This window comes from Allocoleopsis franciscana PCC 7113, assembly GCF_000317515.1.
GTDB classification, from domain to species: domain Bacteria; phylum Cyanobacteriota; class Cyanobacteriia; order Cyanobacteriales; family Coleofasciculaceae; genus Allocoleopsis; species Allocoleopsis franciscana.
The window spans coordinates 4498319-4519301 of sequence record NC_019738.1; the positions used below are offsets into that span (position 1 = coordinate 4498319).

The 20983-nt window shown below is 46.0% G+C and carries 21 protein-coding genes and 1 pseudogene; 6 read left to right on the plus strand and 16 right to left on the minus strand.

The window, feature by feature from the left end; genetic code table 11:
* Positions 1-77: 77 nt before the first annotated feature.
* The 4 genes and pseudogenes from MIC7113_RS18690 to MIC7113_RS39270 all read right to left on the minus strand — a co-directional run.
* Positions 78-650 carry a TerD family protein gene (locus MIC7113_RS18690; protein ID WP_015183736.1) on the minus strand — a complete coding sequence of 191 codons (573 nt, stop codon included), beginning with the start codon at positions 648-650 and terminating at the stop codon, positions 78-80.
* A gap of 96 nt (positions 651-746) precedes the next feature.
* Complete coding sequence (locus MIC7113_RS18695; protein WP_015183737.1) at positions 747-1349, minus strand: TerD family protein; 603 nt, start codon at positions 1347-1349, stop codon at positions 747-749.
* A gap of 161 nt (positions 1350-1510) precedes the next feature.
* On the minus strand, positions 1511-1696 hold the full coding sequence (locus tag MIC7113_RS36590; RefSeq protein WP_155898037.1) for a hypothetical protein: 186 nt from the start codon (positions 1694-1696) through the stop codon (positions 1511-1513).
* Positions 1674-1784 (minus strand): annotated as a pseudogene (locus MIC7113_RS39270) (DUF4351 domain-containing protein); the annotation flags it as partial. The pseudogene MIC7113_RS39270 and the gene MIC7113_RS36590, both read right to left, overlap by 23 nt.
* 129 nt (positions 1785-1913) lie before the next feature.
* Between MIC7113_RS39270 and MIC7113_RS18700 the strand changes: the two are divergent.
* Positions 1914-2471, plus strand: coding sequence for a PsbP-related protein (locus MIC7113_RS18700; protein ID WP_015183738.1), 558 nt, complete (start codon positions 1914-1916; stop codon positions 2469-2471).
* A 27-nt stretch (positions 2472-2498) separates the two neighbouring features.
* Here MIC7113_RS18700 and pip read toward each other — a convergent pair whose 3' ends face one another.
* On the minus strand, positions 2499-3446 hold the full coding sequence (gene pip, locus MIC7113_RS18705) for a prolyl aminopeptidase (protein ID WP_015183739.1): 948 nt from the start codon (positions 3444-3446) through the stop codon (positions 2499-2501).
* A gap of 152 nt (positions 3447-3598) precedes the next feature.
* On the opposite strand from pip, the gene MIC7113_RS18710 reads away from it, so the two are divergent.
* Complete coding sequence (locus MIC7113_RS18710; RefSeq protein ID WP_015183740.1) at positions 3599-4276, plus strand: uracil-DNA glycosylase family protein; 678 nt, start codon at positions 3599-3601, stop codon at positions 4274-4276.
* A 174-nt stretch (positions 4277-4450) separates the two neighbouring features.
* The gene (locus MIC7113_RS18715; RefSeq protein WP_015183741.1) at positions 4451-4918 is read left to right on the plus strand and encodes a hypothetical protein; all 468 of its coding nucleotides are present in this window, start codon (positions 4451-4453) and stop codon (positions 4916-4918) included.
* A 185-nt stretch (positions 4919-5103) separates the two neighbouring features.
* Here the strand turns inward: MIC7113_RS18715 and MIC7113_RS18720 are convergent, their stop codons facing one another.
* From MIC7113_RS18720 to MIC7113_RS33560, 7 genes are all read right to left on the minus strand, one after another.
* Positions 5104-6240 (minus strand): citrate synthase, encoded by a 1137-nt coding sequence (locus tag MIC7113_RS18720; protein WP_015183742.1) that lies wholly within the window; start codon positions 6238-6240, stop codon positions 5104-5106.
* A 93-nt stretch (positions 6241-6333) separates the two neighbouring features.
* Positions 6334-6831: a phosphohistidine phosphatase SixA gene (gene sixA / locus MIC7113_RS18725; RefSeq protein ID WP_015183743.1), complete on the minus strand. Its 498-nt coding sequence runs from the start codon at positions 6829-6831 to the stop codon at positions 6334-6336.
* A 69-nt stretch (positions 6832-6900) separates the two neighbouring features.
* The gene (locus tag MIC7113_RS18730; RefSeq protein ID WP_015183744.1) at positions 6901-8166 is read right to left on the minus strand and encodes a DHH family phosphoesterase; all 1266 of its coding nucleotides are present in this window, start codon (positions 8164-8166) and stop codon (positions 6901-6903) included.
* A gap of 216 nt (positions 8167-8382) precedes the next feature.
* Positions 8383-8880: an HNH endonuclease gene (locus MIC7113_RS18735; protein WP_015183745.1), complete on the minus strand. Its 498-nt coding sequence runs from the start codon at positions 8878-8880 to the stop codon at positions 8383-8385.
* A gap of 185 nt (positions 8881-9065) precedes the next feature.
* Positions 9066-10550: an adenylate/guanylate cyclase domain-containing protein gene (locus MIC7113_RS18740; RefSeq protein ID WP_015183746.1), complete on the minus strand. Its 1485-nt coding sequence runs from the start codon at positions 10548-10550 to the stop codon at positions 9066-9068.
* A gap of 79 nt (positions 10551-10629) precedes the next feature.
* The gene (locus MIC7113_RS18745) at positions 10630-11667 is read right to left on the minus strand and encodes a diguanylate cyclase domain-containing protein (protein ID WP_015183747.1); all 1038 of its coding nucleotides are present in this window, start codon (positions 11665-11667) and stop codon (positions 10630-10632) included.
* Positions 11664-15080: a PAS domain S-box protein gene (locus MIC7113_RS33560; protein ID WP_015183748.1), complete on the minus strand. Its 3417-nt coding sequence runs from the start codon at positions 15078-15080 to the stop codon at positions 11664-11666. Before MIC7113_RS33560 ends, MIC7113_RS18745 begins: the two co-directional genes overlap by 4 nt.
* Before the next feature lie 20 nt (positions 15081-15100).
* On the opposite strand from MIC7113_RS33560, the gene MIC7113_RS36595 reads away from it, so the two are divergent.
* Positions 15101-15304: a hypothetical protein gene (locus MIC7113_RS36595; protein ID WP_155898038.1), complete on the plus strand. Its 204-nt coding sequence runs from the start codon at positions 15101-15103 to the stop codon at positions 15302-15304.
* Positions 15305-15600: 296 nt separating this feature from the next.
* Here MIC7113_RS36595 and MIC7113_RS18755 read toward each other — a convergent pair whose 3' ends face one another.
* From MIC7113_RS18755 to MIC7113_RS18765, 4 genes are all read right to left on the minus strand, one after another.
* Positions 15601-18036 carry a M48 family metalloprotease gene (locus MIC7113_RS18755; RefSeq protein ID WP_015183749.1) on the minus strand — a complete coding sequence of 812 codons (2436 nt, stop codon included), beginning with the start codon at positions 18034-18036 and terminating at the stop codon, positions 15601-15603.
* Positions 18037-18238: 202 nt separating this feature from the next.
* Positions 18239-18514: a WD40 repeat domain-containing protein gene (locus MIC7113_RS36600; RefSeq protein ID WP_155898225.1), complete on the minus strand. Its 276-nt coding sequence runs from the start codon at positions 18512-18514 to the stop codon at positions 18239-18241.
* A 31-nt stretch (positions 18515-18545) separates the two neighbouring features.
* Positions 18546-19268: a WD40 repeat domain-containing protein gene (locus MIC7113_RS18760; RefSeq protein WP_051055734.1), complete on the minus strand. Its 723-nt coding sequence runs from the start codon at positions 19266-19268 to the stop codon at positions 18546-18548.
* On the minus strand, positions 19228-19824 hold the full coding sequence (locus MIC7113_RS18765) for an ATP-binding protein (protein ID WP_041780120.1): 597 nt from the start codon (positions 19822-19824) through the stop codon (positions 19228-19230). Before MIC7113_RS18765 ends, MIC7113_RS18760 begins: the two co-directional genes overlap by 41 nt.
* A 334-nt stretch (positions 19825-20158) precedes the next feature.
* On the opposite strand from MIC7113_RS18765, the gene MIC7113_RS37710 reads away from it, so the two are divergent.
* Positions 20159-20332, plus strand: a complete 174-nt coding sequence (locus tag MIC7113_RS37710) for a hypothetical protein (protein WP_015183751.1) — start codon at positions 20159-20161, stop codon at positions 20330-20332.
* A 430-nt stretch (positions 20333-20762) separates the two neighbouring features.
* Positions 20763-20978 carry a hypothetical protein gene (locus MIC7113_RS18775; protein WP_015183752.1) on the plus strand — a complete coding sequence of 72 codons (216 nt, stop codon included), beginning with the start codon at positions 20763-20765 and terminating at the stop codon, positions 20976-20978.
* The last annotated feature ends 5 nt before the right edge of the window (positions 20979-20983 follow it).

The window sequence follows — 20983 nt, forward strand, 5'->3', positions numbered from 1 at the left end:
AAAAGGGGGTATTCATTGTTGTTCCCCCCTTTTCGATTCATTCAAGTTTCTATCTCTTAAGCTTTCTTAAACAGCCACTAAGAGGCATATTTATCTACAAAACTCTGAAGCCCTGAATTATAGCCTGCCCCAACGGCTTGGAATCTCCATTCACCGTCCTTTTTGTAAAGCTTACCAAATTCAATTGCAGTTTCTCGTGAGAAATCCTCATCTAACTCATACTTGGCAACTTGCTTTTCTGTAGCATTGTCATAAATTCTGATAAACGAGTTTCTGACTTGACCAAAGTTTTGCCTTCTTTGCTCTGCTTCATGAATGGTTACAACAAAAATTATTTCTTGAACAGAAGCATCTACTTTAGTCAAATCAATTTCAACCGTCTCATCATCTCCTGCGCCCTCTCCAGTTCTGCTATCTCCCTGATATTTTACAGAACCATCAGGCGATGCTGAGTTGTTGTAGAATACGAAGTATTTATCGTTAGGAATTTTTCCATTAGCTCCTAACATAAATACAGAAGCATCTAAGTCAAACCCCGCGCCTGTATCTGTCTGGTTAATATCCCAGCCCAAACCTATTCCTGCAAGTTTCATTCCAGGTGCTTCTTTTGAAAGATTGATTCTTTCACCTTTGCTTAGATTAATCGACATGACTCTTACCTCTTTTTACAAAAAAACTTCGATTCTGAATTGATATTCAGTTGATTTTCTCAGAAATTAGGGTTCATCTAGCTATTCAGCGCTGGGTTAAGCATAGGAAGTCACAAGTTCTCCCAAACCATTCACGCTAACACCCTTGCCAATGGCTGCCATTTTCCATTCATCATTGTGCTTGTATATTTCAGCCATGATCATCCCGGTCATGCCTTTGTATTCTTGACCCGATAAGTTATATCTGGCGAGTTCTTTATTATTGGATATATTGACCAGGCGTACAAAGGCATTTTGAACCTGCCCAAAGTCTTGTTTACGGGCAAGGCATTCGTAAATGTTAACAGTGAATACCAATTTTGCAATTTCTTTTGGCACCAGAGCTAAATCGACAAGAATCTGCTCGTCATCTCCTCCTCCTGCACCCGTGAGATTATCCCCCAAATGGGTAATAGCTCCTGATGGGTGGCTTAAGTTCCTAAAGGAAATCACGTTGGCTCTGTTATTCACTTTGCCGTCGGCATCTAAACAGATAACTGATGAATCAAGGTCATAGTTTTGAGAATTGCTGAAAGCGCCAAAAATTCCACCACCTGACCTTTTCGCTACATCCCAACCCAGTCCGCACATGAGCTTTGTAAGACCAGGTGCTTCTTTAGAAAGCGAGATGCGCTGTCCTTTTTGTAGGTTAATTCCCATGTATTTTACCTCTTAGCTGTAGCGATCGAGTAGTGCTTGTAAGCCGCCCTGATAACCTGCACCAAGTGAAACTGCCATTATTTAGCCTGCCTTCTGTTGTTCGTCAACCAGGATTCCACCATATACGTTAGGCTTCCTCAAAGTTCTTGCCTTCGGTAATACTACTGAACTTTTGCCCATAGGTCTCGCTCGAAGATCAGTAAAATCACGGTTGAAGATCTAAAAATATTGCACTGGCTAGCTGAGCAACTATTTTGAGCAGCATTAATCGCGTCTACACAACCGAAGTTCGCCTGCGCGGGTTGAGAGCGATCGCGCCTTGTCTCACTCAGAGTCAGGAGAATCACCCCTAGATTCCAATCTTGAAACGCAATCCTCTAACCAACCCTGCAAATCCGCCTTAGTCGAAAAATCCAATAACGCCTCTCCCAAGTCTTAGATTTGTGCGATGGAAAATGACAGTGGCTTCTAGCCAAAAGAGTTAAGCTTGCAGCACAGCCCACACAATATACCCACTCAGTACAAACATCACTACAATACCTAGCAGAAACGTATTCTGAGCCTATGAAGCCAAAACAGCTCGCCTTAGCTCTCTTGACAACTACCGCTTTTCTAGGTGTTCTGCCACTGTCTCATTCCCTGACAGGCATCAACTCCAGCAGCGCTCAAACGCAGCCAAAATTTGTCACCTATACAGAACGCAATTTTTTCTCAATTCAACATCCCTCTGGCTGGGCTATTGATAAAAGTGCTAGCAATTACACTACAATCTGGAGTCGCAAACCAACTGGCGCTGGAGGGGGTAAAGCTCCAGCCAACCTCATTAAAACTGACATTACTGTCCCTGAGGGTTCCCTAGAAACTGTAGTTAAAAGGGATATAGCTAGCAGTCAATCCTACAATGCCACAGTGAAAAGACAGCGTAACCTAACCATTAATGGGCGGAATGCTGTTAGGGTTCACCTAACAGGTGGAGGGTTTGACTTTCCAGACACAATGGTCACTTTCGTTCGCTACAACAATAAGCAAACGGTTGTCATTTCTAGTTATTACACGGCTAGTAATTCTAGTGCCGCTGGCACAATTGAACGCATTCACGGGTCGTTTCGCCTTCTTCGGTAACAGCTAGTACCGTAGGCGATCGCTCTTTTACAAAGCAGCAAACTTATCGGTTGCTTCAATTAAAGCACTCCGAATCCCCGGTTCTGACATGGAATGTCCAGCATCGGGAACGACAATTAACTCCGCTTCAGGCCAAGCGCGATGCAACTCCCAAGCCGATATCATCGGACAAACCACATCGTAGCGTCCCTGAATAATCACACCCGGAATATGACGAATGCGAGCAACATTTCGTAGGAGCTGATCTTCCGGTTCAAAAAAGCCTTTATTCACGAAATAATGACACTCAATTCTGGCAAAAGCATCCGCAAAATTACTCTGACCAAACCGTTGCATTAGGCCAGGGTCTTGCAAGAGTTTACTCGTACTCGCCTCCCAAACCGACCACGCACGAGCCGCTTCTAAACGTGTTTCCAAATCTGGACTCGTCAAGCGTTTATAATAAGCTCCAATAAAATCGTGACGTTCCGCTTCGGGAATCGGTTTAACATATTCCTCCCAAGCATCCGGGAAGATATAACTCGTTCCTTCCTGATAAAACCAAAGGAGTTCTTTTTGCCTAAGCATGAAAATGCCGCGCAGAATCAAGCCCTTGCAGCGTTCTGGATGAGTCTCGCTGTACGCTAAAGACAGAGTACTGCCCCAACTCCCCCCAAATACCACCCACTGTTCAATCCCCAGCTTGACTCGCAGCTTTTCGATATCGCTGACTAAATCCCAAGTGGTATTTTCTTGCAATTCCGCATGAGGGGTACTTTTCCCACACCCCCGTTGGTCAAATATCACAATTCGCCATTTTTTCGGGTCGAAGTATTGGCGATATTCAGGTATACTGCCACCCCCTGGCCCCCCATGCAAGACTACAACGGGCTTTCCGTCAGGATTCCCCGACTCTTCAAAATAAATGGTATGCAGGCTGGACACTTCAAGGGTTGCCTGATGGTAGGGTTCAATAGGGGGATAGAGTTCTCGCATGGTTCCGGTAGCTTGCTAACCCTTCAGTGGTGAGTGTTTAGATGAGCGCTGTTCTCATTAAATCACCCCCCATCCCCACTCTCCCATCCCAACAGACTCGGTTAACTTTCCCTGCTAACCTTATAACCCATTCCCCTTGCTCCGTCTCGCTCATGTCAGATATCAACCAATTGATTGCCCAAGTCTACGCCGAAGCCAAACGCGAATCGTTTCCCATCGATGAACCTGTTTATCAAGCAGCGGGATTAGACCCCAAAATGCCTATTCTCTATGGAGGCAACTTGGAAAGTCCGTTGTGCTTTTTTGCTCGTGATTTAGGAAAAGATGAAGTCCTTGTCCAACAACCCCTCTATGGTGCGGCAGGTCGGCACGTTCGACAAGGGATCTATCGCACTCTGTTTCAGAAAGAGCCAAATCGTAGCACAGATTTATCGGGAGTTTTGGAACACGTTCTGCTGACGAACACGGTTCCCTACAAACCACCAGGAAACAAAGCCTATTCGGAAAATGTTAAGAAGCGATTTCGCCCTTTCCTGGAACAATTACTGATACGGCACTGGCAAGGAAATTGCATTATTACTTTAGGGAACGAAGCCTTTAAATGGTTTTCACCGTATGCCCCCAAAGGCGAGGCGGCTCAGTTTTTTGCAGGGAGCGATCGCTATACATCCAGTTTTCCCATCACCCTTACAGCCCAAGATGAGCAAGGACAGCGACATGAACGCTCAGTCACGATTTTACCATTGCCTCACCCCTCGCCACTGAACCAAAAATACTATGCCCAATTCCCCCAATTGCTTCAGCAGCGTCTAACATCCATTTTCTCTTAAAATAGACTTTAAGAGCCTCTTGCTCAAGGGGGTTCTCGATATAGTTTAGAGTTAAAGATAATACTGTTTTCCCAAGGTCATTAGTAAACGGTCTAATCTTAGTCCTCCTTGTTAACCAGAGTTCATACGAAGAGGTTGTGGGGAGCTGAATGTATAGTAATCTCAAAAATTTTAATGGACAAACCTTTAGATACGGCCCTATCCTTAGAAATTGCTACCACCATCAAAAGCAAAGCAAAAGACAGTTTTGATAATGCTTTCAAAGCTACAAAAGTACTCAAAGAATCGATGTATGTCCAAGGTTTTTTAGTTAAGCCAGGGAAGCCGTACAAACCCATTGAACATGGCTGGCTGGAGCTTGAAGATCGTCTGGTCGATCCTACACTACCCTACTTAGATAAGACAGAGCAAGAATTCTACTACTTTCCGGTACAACGCCTGAGTGTTAAACAACTTTTAGCTGCCGTTGAAGAAGCCAAAGAAGATTATCCAGACGATCCACCACTCCCGGTTTATGGCGATGCGCCCTACGAATATTACGGCGATGTAATGTTAGGAGGAAAAGACTATCAAGCCGCCTATGCACAAGCTTTGGCGAAGTGTAAAGAGTTGAATCGGCCTAAAAGTAATGAGATGAATTAGTATCTTATACCAATTGGCTTTTTCAATTCCATTTTTTACCCCCCTAGCCCCCTTTTTAAGGATGAGGAGCATTAATGAAGATTATCCCCAAATGCTCCTCTTTTGACTTTAATTGAACCAGAGATGATAACCAAGAGCAAAATGCTAAACACACGCCTTGGATTGAATCTCATCGTTACCGAACTCTAGCGTTTTTCTATAGGAAGATAATCAACACTGTGGACACCTGTGTAGATTTGAGTGGGTCGAAAAATTCGGTTTTCTTCCAACTGTTCTTTCCAGTGAGCAAGCCAACCTGCCACCCGTGCGATCGCAAAAATCGGTGTAAACAAGTCGGTAGGAATCCCCAATTTGCGGTAAACTAACCCGGAATAGAAATCAACGTTGGCGTAAATTCCTTTCTGACCCAGTTTTTCCTCGACTGCCTTTTCTAATTCAACGGCAATCTCATAGTACTCATCGTGACCAAACTTCTCAAAGAGTTGCTCTGCTAAGTTTTGCAGAATTGTAGCTCGTGGGTCTTTCACTTTATAGACCCGATGACCAAAACCCATGATTTTGGACTTACGTTGCACGCAATCTTCCAAATACGAGCGGACGTTTTCCACCGAGCCTATTTCTTCCAACATCGTGATCACTTCTTCATTCGCTCCACCATGCAAAGGACCGGCTAAAGTGCCCACGGCTGAAGCCACCACAGCATAGGGGTCAGTCAATGTCGATGCGGTAACCATTGCCGAGAATGTGGAAGCATTCATCGTGTGTTCGGCGTGGAGTGTCAAGCAGATGTCGAAAATCCGAGCCGCTAGAGGATCGGGTTTTCGCTCATTGAGCATGTACAAAAAGTTGGCAGAGTAATCCAAGTCATCATTAGGCTGAACGGAATCATTGCCTTTACGCATCTGCTTGAAAGCTGCCACCATCGTCGGAATTTTCGCCAACAAGCGCACCACCGCCTCCCGAATATAATCGGGGTTATCTAGCGCTCGTTTGGAGTAAAAAAGACCGAGTGCAGCCGCCGAGGCTTGCAGCGCGTCCATCGGGTGACCTGTTTCCGGGAAACACTTCATCATGTCCCGAATCCGGTATTTGATCCGCCGACGGTGGCGAATTTCATATTCAAAGGCTTCAAGTTCTTCCTTGGTCGGCAGCTCACCCCAGATCAGCAGATACGATGTTTCCAGAAACGTGCTGTGTGATGCGAGTTCTTCAATGCGAATACCACGATACTCCAGTATTCCCTTTTGTCCATCGACATAGCTAATACTGGATTGAGCAACGGGAATACCTTCTAAACCTGGTCTATACTCGCAAACTGTCATCTTAACTATCGAATGAGTTTTAAATGTTCTCAGGCTAACTTACCAGAAACTTCTATATTAGTCGCTTGTATTACAAAATTTGTTAAATCCTGATTAAAGTAACCACTTAGGCGAGGTCAACAAAAACAGTTCACTCTGGGCGATGGGAGATTGGGTGTCTGGAACCTTTATCCCGATGACTCCAGCTTTTTTCAGGATTAGCTTTTCTTGGGCATTGCCCCAAACCAAGGTTTCCGCCCAGTTGCCTAAATCGGGTTGATGACCGACCAACGCCAAAGATTTGTCACTCGTATCCGTCTGCCACCGTTGCTTGAGCCAACTGATCCAAGCCTCAATATCACCATCTGGAGCCAGGGGGGTAAATTCTTCAATATTGCAACCTAGACCCGCCTTTTGCAGGATGACAGCCGTCTCTTTGGCTCGGACTAAAGGACTCGACAAAATTACGTCAAAACGCAGACCCCGGTCATGAAGTTGTTTCGCGACTTGAGCCGTTTTCTGACGCCCTTTATCGGTCAGTGGACGTTCTTCATCATTGGTGTAATCCTCTCTCACAGCAGCGATGCCGTGACGAATTAAATACAATTCCATAGATACACCGCTTCTTAAACCTAAGTTATGATTCTCTATTCAAAATCCACAATCGGTGAGTTGGTTCGGTTAGTCGGTATTGATCAAATTGTCCTTTGGATTCACTAGGCGCAGAAGTTTCTGCTTAATTTGGATATCAAACACTTCCCACTTCATCTTGGCGTACTCTGCATTATCATTAAAGCTGCTCAAAAACCCGATCGGGATTTCAAAACCGCCTGCCATCATGCGTCCGCCGCCAAAAAAGCGTCCATTACTATCTTGACCAAAGGCTTCTTTGATGAATTCATCGGGGTCAAGGGTCAGTTTGTTGGTTCTGAGTGAGCCAATCACGACTTCTACTTCTTCGTCTTCGTCGTGAACGATTCCATAAACCATCGCCGTGTGAACGTTTTCTTCCGTCACTAAAAAGTCAGCCGCTTGGGGGATAGCATCGCGGTCATCGTAACGCAGGTAGCCAACCCCCGCAATGGAGAAGTTATTCTGTACTAGGCGATTTTTGAGCGATCGCTCAATCACATCCATGACACGGCGCGATCTCGCGGTTTGGAGTACCGCATTCAGCAGTTGGGGGTCATAGAACCGACTGAGATACCCAGCCGCCAAAAAATCTTCTTCCTGTGCCTGCATGAGGCGATTGGTATCCGATCGCAGACCATGCATTAAGGCTGTAGCACACTTAACATGTTCATTCATGCTACTGTCTAGCTTCAGTAGCCCAGCCTGAAGGTACTGGGTTAAAATCGTGGCCGTCGCTCGTGTCTGAGGACGAATATCGACAAACTCAGCTTCTAAGTCGCCCTGAGTTCTGTGATGGTCAATGACCGCGACGATCGGCAGACCGGATTGTTTGACCAGAGGCATCAATTGACTCGTTGTTCCCTGGTTATCGATCAGCACACAGCCTTGATAAATCGATAAATCCCGATCCTTCAACGTCTGAATACCCCAGCGTTTTGCAGGCAAGTTGGTCAGCTTAACCAACGCAATGTTTTCCTGATGCGAAAGAGTACCCGCGTATACAATATCGCATTGGATATTATGCTGTTGCACAATGAGCTGATAAGCCCAAGCGCTGGACAAGGCATCCGGGTCAGGAAAATCTTGGATGAGAATGAGCTGACGTTCTCTAGCATGACGCTTCAGCATCTGTCGAAATTCAGCGAGCTTCTCTTCCGGTGAGGATTCATGCCACTGGCTCTCACGAGAATGACTGAGGTTGCTACTCACCTTTTCGAGCGAGTCTGGAGACTGTTGAGGTTCAACAGCGATCGACTCTGAAGGAGTAGTGGATGGGAATGAATCATGAACAGACGTGAGGGAGTTCGATGGCATGTTGGGTTGTAGTAAGGTAAGCAGGGTTCTTGCCAGTGCCGCATCAATCGTACTTTTATTGGAGCGGTTAGCTGTTCAACTGGTGCGCCACCCTCTTTATATTTTCGCAAAACAACCAGTCAGCCATATCTTATCGAGTGGTCGTGTTTTCCGACCATGAGTCTGTTGGTAGAATTTTAAGTTGTTGATTTTATAACTCTGCTTAAAGGTAGAGTATTAAATGCCGATCACATACTTTCGCCACTCTTGATGCAATCCACCCTTGACATGTTTAGCGACTTCAAAGTGCAAGCTGCTGTAAGGTCTACGAGGCTGATTCCGCAGAATCATATTCGCTTCTTTAGGGGTGCGGCTGCCTTTTTTAACATTGCAGCGTACACAGGCGGTGACAATATTTTCCCAAGTATCTCCTCCGTGGCGAGAGCGAGGAACCACATGATCGAGCGTGAGTTCATCACCCGTATAACCGCAGTATTGACAAGAGTGTCCATCCCGATGGAGGATATTTCGGCGAGTTAGTGGGATTTCTTTATAGGGAACCCGCACGTAATGCCGCAGTCGGATAACTGTAGGGAGAGGGAATTCTGAGTAGACGTATTTGCCGTTGTGTTCAACCTGCTCCGCCTTCCCTTTGATCAACAAGACAACCGCCCGTCGCCAGTTGGTGATATTGAGCGGTTCGTAGGAGGCGTTTAACACCAGAACCTTGCCCATTGGTGATCGACAGTAAGAGAATGTTTTCCCAGATAGTAGCACAGGTCTATCTGGCTCGGTTATTTGGAAGATTAGCGAGTTAACAACTGGGATTTCAATGCAAATTCAAAACCACACTATATATAGAGGTGTGTAATTCAATTATGTTTAAAAAACACTATTTGTATGTTAGTCTCAACACCCATTTATCCAATCGGCTTTCTGCTAATGAGTAGATAAGTAATCATCTCTCCCTTACCTTTAACCTGAATCGGGCTTCGCTCCTTAAACAGATAGCGATCGCGTAATCGCTCATAAGTCGTCGCAGAAACCTGAATCGAACCCGGTAGACCTTGAGATTCCATGCGAGAAGCGATGTTAACCGTATCACCCCACAAGTCATAGCTAAATTTTCTAATCCCAATCACGCCTGCGACAACAGGACCCGAATGAATCCCAATTCTTAGCTGGAAAGATTTACCCAGCTCAGTGTTGAGTTGGACAATTGCGTCTTGCATATCCAACGCCATTTGGGCAATCGCTCCTGCCGTATCTGGACGAGCCGTCGGCAAACCCGCAACAACCATATAGGCATCGCCAATGGTCTTGATTTTCTCAATACGATGCTGCTCTGCCAGTCGATCAAACTTGGAGAAAATCACATTCAGGAGTTCCACCAGTTCTGTCGGAGAGGTTTGCGCCGAGAACTTGGTAAAGTTAACCAGATCGGCAAACAGAACTGTAACATCTTCAAAGCTCTCAGCCAATGTGCGCTGACCCCGTTTCAAACGTTCAGCAATGGGTTGGGGTAGGATATTGAGCAGTAGAAGTTCCGCTCGTTTCCGGGCGAGGCGTAGGGCAACTTCAGACTGTTTACGCTCTGTAATGTCGGTAACACTGCCCTCGTAGTAAAGCAGCTTACCATTGGCATCTCTGACGGGACGAATATTTTCCGAAATCCAGATGACGCTCTCATCTTTCCGATAAACCTGAGACTCAAAGTCAGATAAGGTATCTTCCCGGTTCATCAAAGCGACTAAGTCGTCACGACGCATCGGTTCAACATAAAGTTGCTTCCCAATATTGGTAATTTCATTCATGAGTACTTCTGGAGAGGAGTAGCCCAGGATTCGCGCCAATGCAGGATTCGCTGTGATGTAGCGCCCCTCAGGCGTTGCCTGAAAAATCCCTTCCGTGGCATTCTCAACAATACTGCGATATTTTTCCTCAGCTTTTTGAAGCTGTAAATTTTGCTGTTGTAGCTTATGTTGCAGGTTTCGGAGTGTCAAATGAGTGGTGACTCTGGCTCGAACTTCTTCTTGCTGCACTGGCTTAATCACATAATCGACAGCGCCAAGATTGAAACCTTTGACCTTATCCACCGTCTCGGAAAGCGCCGTCATAAAAATTACCGGGATGTCTTGAGTGGCAGGATTAGCTTTCAGACGGCGGCAGGTTTCAAACCCATCAATTCCCGGCATCATTACATCCAATAAGATCAGATCGGGATGAGCATATTCAACTTTCTGAATGGCACTTTCACCATCTTGAGCCACTAAGACTTTGAAGCCTGAATCGGTCAAAAAGTCAAATAAGACTCCCAGATTTGTCGGTTTATCATCGACAATTACAATAACGCCTTTATTATTATTTTCTGAACTCATTGCGGCTAGATTTTCTTGATAGTTCATAATTTGTTATTTTTGATAATCTATTATTGATTATTTATAATGGCTGAATTACCCATTACCCGTTACCCATTAGCCTTCCTCATTGGGGGAAACCATCCCAACTATCCGCGTTTGTCAAAGGGACAAAAATAGTGCGATCGCGTCCCGATTGTTTCGCTTGATATAGCGCCCGATCTGCCGTAGCAATTAGGGCTTCTGGAGAACCTTTATACCAAGGAATGGTACAAGAGGCTCCCAAACTAAGAGTGATAAATTCACTAATTGGGGATTGGGGATGAGCAATTTCCAGCGTTCTGATTGAACATTGAATTTCTTCTGCCACTCGCAGTGCCCCTTCCCCATTCGTATTGGGTAAAATCACAGCAAATTCTTCCCCTCCATAACGAGCCACTAAATCAGCCGGACGCTTCACCGCTCGCTTCATCGCTTGAGCCACTTGGTGTAAACACTCATCTCCTGCTTGATGACCTTTGCTATCGTTATACAGTTTGAAAAAATCGACATCACAAAGTAATAACGATAGAGGCAATTTTTCCCTAGCCAAGATGCTCCAAGCTTTGCTCAAGCATTCATCAAATAGACGGCGGTTCGCCAGTTGTGTCAAAGGATCTGAAGTTGCCAAGCGATGGAGTTGTTGATTTGCCTCTTGGAGTGCCGATTCCATCTGCTGACGCTGCTGAATTTCTTGTTGCAATCGTGCATTTTGCACTAAAAGACTATGTTGCAATTTTTGAATCGTCAGGTGAGTGGTGACACGGGCAAGAATAATTTCTTTTTGAGTGGGTTTGACAATAAAATCAACAGCTCCCAGTTGAAACCCTTTAACCACTACTGCTGTTTGAGATAAAGCGGTCATAAAAATGACGGGAATGTCTTGTGTGGAATCATTCGCTTTCAATCGACGACAGGTTTCAAACCCGTCCATTCCGGGCATAATGATATCCAAAAAAATCAGATCTGGATGCTCAGAACCAGCGATTTGGATGGCACTTTCACCATTGTGAGCGATTAAGACTTGGAATCCAGTATCCGTCAAAAATTCAAACAGTAATTCTAAAGTGGTCGGGCTATCATCAACAAACAGGATAGTCCCTTTGTCAGGGTATTCGATATTCATTCATCTTCTGCCATATACTTTCTAACAAATTCCAGAATTTGTTTTTCTTGAAAGCCTTTAGCTAATTGACTCAACTGTTTGGCAAAGGGTGCAAATTGCTCGTTTAACTGTTCAAGTCTCTTAGCTTGCTGTTGAATACCTCTAATGTCCCCCATCATCGCCAGTTCATAGAGAGCCTGAAGTTCTTCGGGGGGTGGAACCACTGTTAGGGTTTGCCAAGCATGGGCATAATGAGTTGCGGGGAGTGGACTACCTTGAAGAGGAAGCCCTGTTTGGAGTGCATGATTCCGTTCATCCCTAATCGCTACCTTGGGGGATGGGGCAATTGGAGCTGTCGCACCATCAGGAACAGTGAGAGTGTCTAAATCCGTTTCTTCATAAACCCATTCCAACCCCAAATGGTGGCGTAGCTGTCCTAACAACTTTCCGACCTGTACAGGTTTAGAGATAAAACCATCACAACCTGCGGTTAAAGACTTTTCTTGGTCATTATCGAAAGCGCTGGCTGACATCGCAATCACAACAACCCGCTCCAAGTTCGGTAACTCCCTAAGTTGTTTCACGACCTCAAAGCCGTCCATTCCTGGCATAACCATATCGAGCAAGATGACATCCGGTTTATGTTGAAGCGCCTGATTCAGACCCTCTTGACCGTTTCTGGCTTCGAGGACTTCAAAGCCTAAAGGAGAGAGGAGGTCAACTAGAACCGAGCGATTTTCCCATTTATCGTCTACCACCAGTAACCTGTACTTTTCTTTTAACCGAATCACCCTCCCTTCATGATGTTCGGCAACATCAGCCTCTTCGGATGCTATGGGTAAATCTAAATCCAAGCAGAAAACACTACCTTGACCCAAGCGACTTTCTACATGCAGTTTGCCACCCATTAATTGCACTAATTTTTGGCTGATGGCGAGTCCTAATCCCGTACCTTCCGCCTGACGTGTCGGGTCACCAATTTGATGGAATGGTAAAAAGATTTCTGCAATTTGCTCGGATGGCATACCAATGCCAGTGTCTTCAATCAAGAAGCGCATTTTAGTAATTGGGGATGGGGAAGCAGGATGAGATAAAGGAGTATCACCAGACAAATGCCCGCTAGAAAATCCTCCTTGTCCCAACTCCTCAGTCTCCATGACATAGCCGACTTTAAAAGTTACCCCGCCAGCGTCCGTAAATTTAACCGCATTGCCCAGGAGGTTAATCAGGACTTGCCGCAGACGTTTTTCATCACCCCTGACAAAAGCCGGAATTTGGGAAAGCATCTCATAACGAAAGAAAATATTTTTTTGTTCGGCATGAATGCGAACGATTTCGATAATACTGTCCAGAAAATGAGGAAACTCAAAATCACTCAGGTACAGTTCCATTTTCCGGGCTTCGATTTTGGAGAGGTCTAAAATGTCATTGAGTAACGTTAACAAATGTTCTCCACACTGTTGAATGATGCCGAGTTGCTCCTGTTGTTTGACGTTGAGATTAGGCTCTCGTTTCAAAATTTGGGTATAGCCTAAAATTCCATTTAAAGGAGTACGTAATTCATGACTCATATTCGCTAAAAATTCACTTTTAGCGCGGTTGGCAGCTTCAGCGGCAACTTTAGCTTGTTTGAGGATTTTCTCAGTTTGTTTGCGATCGCGAATGTCCCGAAAAATTCCCTGAACAATTTTTTTGCCTTGCACATCCACAACGGTCGCACTCACTTCGACAGGCACAATCGTCCCGTCTTTATGAAATAATTCCACTTCGCTTTGCAGAACACCACTGACCTCAACATGTTTTTTAAACAGAGTTGTATATTTTTCGCGCCGTTCGGGGGGTTGAATCTCGCTTTGATGCAGACCAATCAGTTCAAATCGCGTGCGTCCGAGAAGGGTTTCCGCCATCTGATTGGCTTCTAGGATAATCCCGGTTTCTGCATCTACGGCGATAATTGCATCCCCAGCCGACTCGACTAACAACCGATATTTTTCTTCCGTCTGACGCAATGCGGCTTCGGCTTGCTTACGTTCCGTGATGTCTCGGTTGTACCAAATTCTGCCATAGTAACCCCCGGTGGGAGAGAGAACAGGGGCCGAGTAAAATTCAAAAATTCGCCCATCGATCAAGGTCACTTCAGCGTAGCTCGTTTCTGTCGGATGAGCGTAGAGATACTCGGCCTCAGCCAGAAATTGCTGTGGGTTTTGGAGTTGGGAAAGCATCTCATTGAGCAGCCGTCCTTCATCCCCGGTTTCGGCAAGCTGAGGCGGAATCTGCCACAACTGGCAAAAACGCTGGTTGTAGGACGCAATCTGGCGATTTTCATCGATCACTAGAATCCCATCAAGCGCAGCTTCTTGTTGGGCTTTGAGCATGGCATTACTGCGAAGCAATTCCTCCTGTGCAAAAGAACGCTCGATCGCAATTCTGGCGAGTTGAGTGGCTTTAGCCGTGAGTTCTTGCTCGTAGCGGTTTGGGGTATGGGGTTCGCGGTAATAGATGGAAATTGTGCCTAAGACTTTGCCTACGGTAGAACAGATGGGACGAGACCAACAGGCTCTTAATCCATAGGAAAGTGCCAAATCCCGGAAATCGGCCCACACAGAATGACTCTCAATATCCTCGACAATCACGGCTTCTCCCCAATAAGCGGCGGTACCGCAGGATGCCGCATAGGGGCCAATGGTGAGGCCATCGATTGCTTCGTTATAGGCGTCTGGAAGGCTGGGAGCGGCTCCATGTCGGAGCGTGACCCCGTTTTTGTCTAGCAAGAGAAAGGAACACCAACACTGAGGAATTTGCTGCTCAATCATCTGGGCGATGATGCTGAGAACGTCTGGGAGGGGTTCCCCCTTGGCAATCATTTCCAAGATATGATTTTGTTCGGCTAACAAAGCTTCTACTTGTTTGCGATCGCTAATGTCACATCCTTCCGCAATCAGTAGTACAACTTGACCGGTGTCATCGGTGAACGGCTTGATGGAGAAATCAAGGGTCATCACAGCCTCAAAAGCACCTGTAATATCCACCTCATAACGCACAAATTCACCCTGAGCCGCCGCTGCAATCCCAAGTTTGAGTTGCTCTTGGATAGTTGGAAAATGGCTCCACCACGGAGCTTCCCAAAACGGGTGGTTGACGACATCCGAACGTTTCTGTCCCCTGAAATCTAACGCCCTTTGATTGGCCTCTACGAGAGTGCCATCTGTTTTCAGGAGCCAAGTAAATTGAAAGGTATGGTCAAAAATGGCACGAAATCGTCTTTCACTCTCCACCAGAGCTTCTTTGAGCTGTTGATTAAGAGCCATATTTTCGTCTGCTCTGTGATCAATCTTCATGGGTTGTTCTAAATGGCTATTGTTTTGAGTTAATTTCTGCGATTGTGTTTCTATTTTCCCTCCAGTGTCCGTGAGACGAAGCCCAAACCGTACCATGAGTTTGGGGTGATGGCTTCTTGCCAAATCCGGCGTTTGTTCTTTACACTACCGTTTCTTTTTTTGCGATCGCGACTCTGTACTTTGACGCCCTTCTCAACATGAAGCGTTTGAGTGCAGCATCTATAGCAGAAGGCAGAAGGCAGAAGGCAGTAGGCAGAAGGCAGATGGCTTTTATGTGTATTACTGGTACGTCGTCGTTTCAGCCGTTAGGGCTGTCCTAACCTTTATGGCGACCTAGACCTATATATAGTAAAAAACCAGTCATTCGCGGTGACTGGTGAAAGCTGCTGTGTTGGAGGGAGAATACCTAGTACAAAGACACCTCAACCCTACCCAAGGTTAAGTTGATGAGCTAGGAAGCTCATCTTGCCTATGCCTCGGCTAGATGTAAACAAATGTAACAATAAATGCTAAACTTTGCAATATTTCTTTACTTCTAGCGACAAGGGTGCGTGTCTCCGACAAGATTAATTCATCGGCGTTCTAGAGGAAAAACACATTTCTTGTGTTCTTCACGTCAGGCTTGCCAAATTTGGTAAGCTCCCCAGAGTGCCGCGACAAGGGCAAGCAGAGTCAGCCAGAGGGGATAGTTGGCTCGTGTCACTTTGCCACCTTGACTGCGTAGCGTTTCAATGTCAATCCAGGGTGTTACACCCCGGCGAAACCAGCCAGTCACGGTCACTTGCTGGTCTACTAAATGGCTGGGACGAGTTGGCTTCGGTAAGATATTGCCCAAGGGGCCTAACAAGGATGAGAAGTGGAGTCTCACCAAACCCGTGGAGGTTTGCAAGATTAAGTCTTGTCCCAACCAGTTGAGTAAGCCGTGACGCCCTAAGAGTTTGCCCGTGATTTGAACCAGTTCACTATCGGGCGGGAGTGTTGCTGGATTGGAGAGAGACTCTCCTAAGTTGGGTTCGGTTCGTACCGTGGACGGTTTAATGTCGGGAAAGTAGCGATTAATCCACAGGAATACACTGAGACTAAAGGCAACCAGAATGCAAGCGTCGAGAAACGGTCTAGCGTTGTGCATCCAGATCACTTGCCAAATGTTGAGCCAATCACCAATTTGTCCAATTGACCAAAAAACACCCCTGAGGATAATACCGAGCAGCAACCCAAAAAAGACAGCACTTTGCAGTAGAGGAAAGGCTTTAGGAGCATTGACAAGTTTTAATATCCATGGGCCAAAAGTATGAACTGGGGGAGCGATGGGAGGTAAATTTAATTCAGGGTCAAGCTTCCAGAACTGGGCATTGCGACCCAGCATGGCGGCACGTTCCCCCAGTAGAGGATGGGAAGCACTGACGAGTAACCAGTCGCGGTAAGGATTGGTGCAGTCCCACTGTAAAACGGTTTCAAAGGGAGTGTGAGGAGAACAACTGCCAAAGAGCAGTGCCTGTCGATATCCTACGGGTAGCAAGAGGTCGAAGCTTTCCAAAAGTCCGCTTGTTTTGCGGTCGTGCTGGATTTCTTCTGTGATTCCCAAGGCCATTTTAAGTAAAGCGCGGGTCAATCCATTGGGATTGCCGGTTGTTTCTACAGCCATGCGATCGCTATAAAATACTCTCGCCCTGGAAAACCAGAGAAGCGGCAGGCGGAATAACCAGTAAATGCCGTAACTAATAGAAGCGATTGTTCCGGTAATTCCCCGAACGATAGCCGGAAGAAATCGTTGATAAGAGGGCAGCTTACGCCCGACAAAGTCGGCAAACTGCTCTCCTCCGTGAGCAACTAGCCAATAAATCGTGTAAGGGATTTGGATGACTAGCACGCCTAAAGACATGAGGATAATGTCCCAGTTGCGGATATGTCCCAACTGACCTGCGTAAATGGTGGCGATTTCGTTATCCGCCAGTTGCGTCAATAAGCCCTGACTCACGACAATTCGGGCAGTCCGGGGGAGATTGCCATAGGTGAGTGCCACTGGGGCATTGGTGGGTAAAATGCTCAGTGTAGGGATCGGAATTTTGCGTTGGCGGCAAAATCGTTGCACGACCTGGGCGGCTTCTGGATTGTTGGAGGCCAGTTGTGTTAGGGGTAAGCTCTCAAGACCATAAACTAATTTCAATAAAGCATCGATCAGCCAGGGAGAGAGAATCAGCAGGATGACGAAAACAATGGCGATCGCTTGAGCTGGGTCGCGGTAGAAAAGTTGGATGGGATAGAAGAAGGGCACCTGCACCAAGATGGCATTGGTTGTCTGCATCACGAAGCGCAGGAAGACTTGCACAACCAAAAATAGTGCGACAACGGTAACGGCTTCGACAAACCAAAGGCGTCTCAATTTTACAGGTTTGAGAGGACTCCAGTTTTCAGCACGTCCGCTGTTGCGCCATCTAGGGCGGGGGGTGAAGATTGAGGGAACGGGAGTTGAGGGGGGAGAGTAGGAAGCGGGAAGTAAGGATGGGTTTTCTGTTGTGGCGGCTGAATTGGAGCGAGAATTCCCTGATATCCCAGCATTTGCCAGCCTGCGATTGTTTGCGTTTGCTGGTGTCGGAGTGGTGCTTTTGGGAGTGTCCTGAGTTTTGGCGTTAGAAAACAGACGCTTGGTGGAATTTGCCAATCGCTGTGCAATGGCAGAGGGCGTCTTTTGTGAGGCAGTTTGTGTTTGAGATGGAGTTGGATTAAAAGGAACAAATCCTGTGGAGTCTGAAGCAGTGGCGCGGTTGGGGGTGGCTGGGACATTGGTGTTTAAGTCTGCCAGAGTACTCGTTGCCCATGCGCGGACGTTGGGGTCAGGATGCTGAGTGAGGTGTTGGCAAAGGGCGATCGCATTTTCCCAATCGCCGCTTCTTTGGTAAGCCGTTACAAGCGCTTGTGAAGCTTGAGTGACGAGAGACTCGTCTAACTCCGTCTCGCGCACAGCTTCGAGGTGAGCGATCGCATCTGAGTAATTTGCCTGTTGCAGGGCGTCAAGACCAGCATCAAGCGAAGGATTTGGAACAGCTCCCATAGTCTTCTTCCAGTCACTCTGTTCCTATAAGATACCCTTGTGGAGGGAATATTCTATCACTTATTTGAAAATAAGGGTTGGTGGGCGCCAGTCAAGTGTCAGGAGAGAGAGATTTTTCCCCTGATTTTATGTTTACATCTACTGCAACTTGTCGAAGGTTTGGGATTGAAAAGATGCGATCGCCTCCTCCCTTGTAACGACATCACACTCCTTCTAGGCGAAGAAAATGCAGACAACCAAGGGAATCACCTGCAACAATAGTTACTCCATCTGCTGCTACAGCACATGCTGAAAATATGTTGTCCCCTTTGAAACTGGAAACGATGTTTCCACTGGTTAAATCCCAAACTTTTAAAGTGCGGTCGCGAGACACAGAAATAGCTCGCTTGCCATCCGCTGTTACTGCTACTGCAAGAACTGAGTCATTATGCCCTAGTGGTCTGTCAAGGCAATTTTGACGAACAGTAGAAGTGTGTATGTACTAAGGCTCGGATTAAATTGAAGCGGCTCTATCCGTCAATTAGTTCTTGACAGACCACTAGTAAGGTTCGTAGTTCTTTGCCACTAGCTAGCTCCCAGACCTTAATAGCGCTGTCTTTAGAAGCAGAAACAGCCCACTTTCCATCTGCTGTCACTGCCACTGCACTGACTTGATCTGTATGTCCTACCAAGGTATGCAGTTCACGACCACTCTCTAATTCCCAAACTTTTAATGTGCGGTCATCAGATGCAGAAACTACCCACTGATTGTCCGATGTAATTGCCACTGCCCAGACCCACTCATCGTGACCTGCCCAAGTGAACAGTTCGCGACCATTAGCTAAATCCCAAATTTTTAAGGTACTGTCTTTAGAAGCAGAAACAGCTCGCTTTCCATCTGCTGTCACTGCCACCCCACTGATCAAGTCAGTGTGACCTGTCAAGGTGTGCAATACACGACCACTGGCTAATTCCCAAACCTTCAAGGTGCGATCGCGGGAACCAGAAATTATCCAATGTCCATCTGCCGTCGCTGCTACTGCAACTGCCCTAACTATATCAGTGTGTCCCTTTAAAGTTTTTAGGTTCTCACCACTAGCTAAATCCCAAACTTTCAATGTACAGTCATCAGAGGCAGAAACAGCCAGTTTTTCATCTGCTGTAATCGCTACTGCCCAAACCCATTCAGTATGACCTGTTAATGTTCGTAGTTCACGAATTGAAATGAGCCACGCACCCAGTCCGCCGCACATACTCCGCTAATATGGCACTTTTACCTATCCCAGGATCGCCTTCAATAATGAGATAGCCGTTAGGTTGGTTTTCCAGAAACTCGGCAATCGCATGAAAGACATATTTACGACCAACGAAATCCTTTGTTTTGTTGTCGATTAGGGTTTGAAACTGGTGACGCCAAACTGGTTGTGACGCGCTCGCAGGGGTGGCACTGAGAGAGTCAGATTCGGAACATCTTGTAACTGGCAAATATTCCTGATACTTCCGTTTCAGCCAAGCTTGGAAGCAAGGATCTCGTTTTTGACCTATTTCGCCTTGGAAGTCAGGAGGGTCTTTGCAATTCTTTGGAGAGAAGCACTCGTTATATATAGTTCGCATCTGCACTTCAACATTCTCTGGAGTACAGATTTTGTCGCCTGTGAGGTAATCGGCAACCGGCTTGTTGGTTCTTATGGTTTCCTCATCAGGAAATTTCGCTAGGAGAATTTCTCCCTCTCTCTTAGATAAGCCCGTGTCAGTTAAGCCTTGTTTACGGCATACCTGCATTATAAAAAAGGATTGCCATGAACTCATACTATAGCTATATTTCCAGAACCCTCTCATACCAATTCACTAAATGCTTGCTACAGATAGTTTTCTTGTTCCCCCCTTGATAAGGGGGGCTAGGGGGGTCGATGTGTAACGGATTAAAAGTGAAATGGTATCAGACCTTGGCGCATTAACTATTTAGTTTAACTGAACTGTAAAAAAAACGGACTTAAGCTAAATGTTTGAATAACCCGAAAATTTTTTCGGTAGCCCATAATTTATCGAAAAATTTTTTCTGGGACTTTTTTCAACAGAGTTTATAGGATGTTTTCAATTGGTTAGACAACCAAAGAGAAAGCCAGTTAAGGAGAACGAGGCAATGGATTATACTGCAAATGAAAATCAGGAATCTTGGATACAGCTTGAAATTCCTGGTCTATTTGAACAGTTAGAAAAATCATCTGACAGCCATTCAGAGAATGAGACTGAGAGAGAATCTACCCAGCGAATAGAATTCGCGGCTACACAAACGAAGTCCGCCTGCGCGGACTAAAGACAAACCAGAAATTCTCAAACCTGCGTAGGCAGGTTTTGTCTGTATAGCCGCGACTTCAGTCGCCAAGGCTTATTAATTTGAAGGAATTGAAGTAAATCCCATGAAGACAAACAGAACATTCATTAACTTCCGTCGGGATAGCTGCGGTTCACACACTTTCGTTTACTCCGGCAATTTACCAAAACGATCGCTCCCCATCTTAAGAGTTCTGCCTAAACTTCAGCGCTTCCTATTCCCAATGACCGATGACAAACCTGTAGAATTTGTTAATTCTTCCAGAATTACATTCAGAATAAGCGTAGTAAACTATTACCCAGTTGGGTGAATCCACTGGGGGAAGTGAGAAACAAGCCGCCTGTCATACCTTGAATACAAGCAGCAAGAGTTTGACGCAAAGGCTGGGAAGTAGAGAGTTAGAAGCTGTATTATGAAAAATGCTGATTTGTCCGAAACACGCCTACTCGAATCTGCGATCGCGAAGTTATTCACTCAAGCGTCTCAAAAAGGCAAATTAACTCTTACAGACTGCTATGGCTTAGTGGCTACCATCTTGACATATCCCCTCAGCGATGCTGAGCAAGATTTAATTAATCGCTTGTTATACGCTGTCCGACGCGGAAGAATGGAAGTCGTCATCGATTAACGGAG

Excerpts from the sequence above, each read along its gene's own strand:
- sixA (WP_015183743.1), bottom strand. The coding sequence starts at position 6,831 with ATGGAATTGTATTTAATTCGTCACGGCATCGCTGCTGTGAGAGAGGAT.
- MIC7113_RS18730 (WP_015183744.1), bottom strand. The coding sequence starts at position 8,166 with ATGCCATCGAACTCCCTCACGTCTGTTCATGATTCATTCCCATCCACT.
- MIC7113_RS18760 (WP_051055734.1), bottom strand. The coding sequence starts at position 19,268 with ATGTGCGGCGGACTGGGTGCGTGGCTCATTTCAATTCGTGAACTACGA.
- MIC7113_RS33560 (WP_015183748.1), bottom strand. The coding sequence starts at position 15,080 with ATGGTACGGTTTGGGCTTCGTCTCACGGACACTGGAGGGAAAATAGAA.
- pip (WP_015183739.1), bottom strand. The coding sequence starts at position 3,446 with ATGCGAGAACTCTATCCCCCTATTGAACCCTACCATCAGGCAACCCTT.
- MIC7113_RS18735 (WP_015183745.1), bottom strand. The coding sequence starts at position 8,880 with ATGGGCAAGGTTCTGGTGTTAAACGCCTCCTACGAACCGCTCAATATC.
- MIC7113_RS18720 (WP_015183742.1), bottom strand. The coding sequence starts at position 6,240 with ATGACAGTTTGCGAGTATAGACCAGGTTTAGAAGGTATTCCCGTTGCT.
- MIC7113_RS18710 (WP_015183740.1), top strand. The coding sequence starts at position 3,599 with ATGTCAGATATCAACCAATTGATTGCCCAAGTCTACGCCGAAGCCAAA.
- MIC7113_RS18690 (WP_015183736.1), bottom strand. The coding sequence starts at position 650 with ATGTCGATTAATCTAAGCAAAGGTGAAAGAATCAATCTTTCAAAAGAA.
- MIC7113_RS18700 (WP_015183738.1), top strand. The coding sequence starts at position 1,914 with ATGAAGCCAAAACAGCTCGCCTTAGCTCTCTTGACAACTACCGCTTTT.
- MIC7113_RS18775 (WP_015183752.1), top strand. The coding sequence starts at position 20,763 with ATGAAAAATGCTGATTTGTCCGAAACACGCCTACTCGAATCTGCGATC.
- MIC7113_RS18765 (WP_041780120.1), bottom strand. The coding sequence starts at position 19,824 with ATGAGTTCATGGCAATCCTTTTTTATAATGCAGGTATGCCGTAAACAA.
- MIC7113_RS37710 (WP_015183751.1), top strand. The coding sequence starts at position 20,159 with ATGGATTATACTGCAAATGAAAATCAGGAATCTTGGATACAGCTTGAA.
- MIC7113_RS18740 (WP_015183746.1), bottom strand. The coding sequence starts at position 10,550 with ATGAACTATCAAGAAAATCTAGCCGCAATGAGTTCAGAAAATAATAAT.
- MIC7113_RS18695 (WP_015183737.1), bottom strand. The coding sequence starts at position 1,349 with ATGGGAATTAACCTACAAAAAGGACAGCGCATCTCGCTTTCTAAAGAA.
- MIC7113_RS18755 (WP_015183749.1), bottom strand. The coding sequence starts at position 18,036 with ATGGGAGCTGTTCCAAATCCTTCGCTTGATGCTGGTCTTGACGCCCTG.
- MIC7113_RS18715 (WP_015183741.1), top strand. The coding sequence starts at position 4,451 with ATGGACAAACCTTTAGATACGGCCCTATCCTTAGAAATTGCTACCACC.
- MIC7113_RS18745 (WP_015183747.1), bottom strand. The coding sequence starts at position 11,667 with ATGAATATCGAATACCCTGACAAAGGGACTATCCTGTTTGTTGATGAT.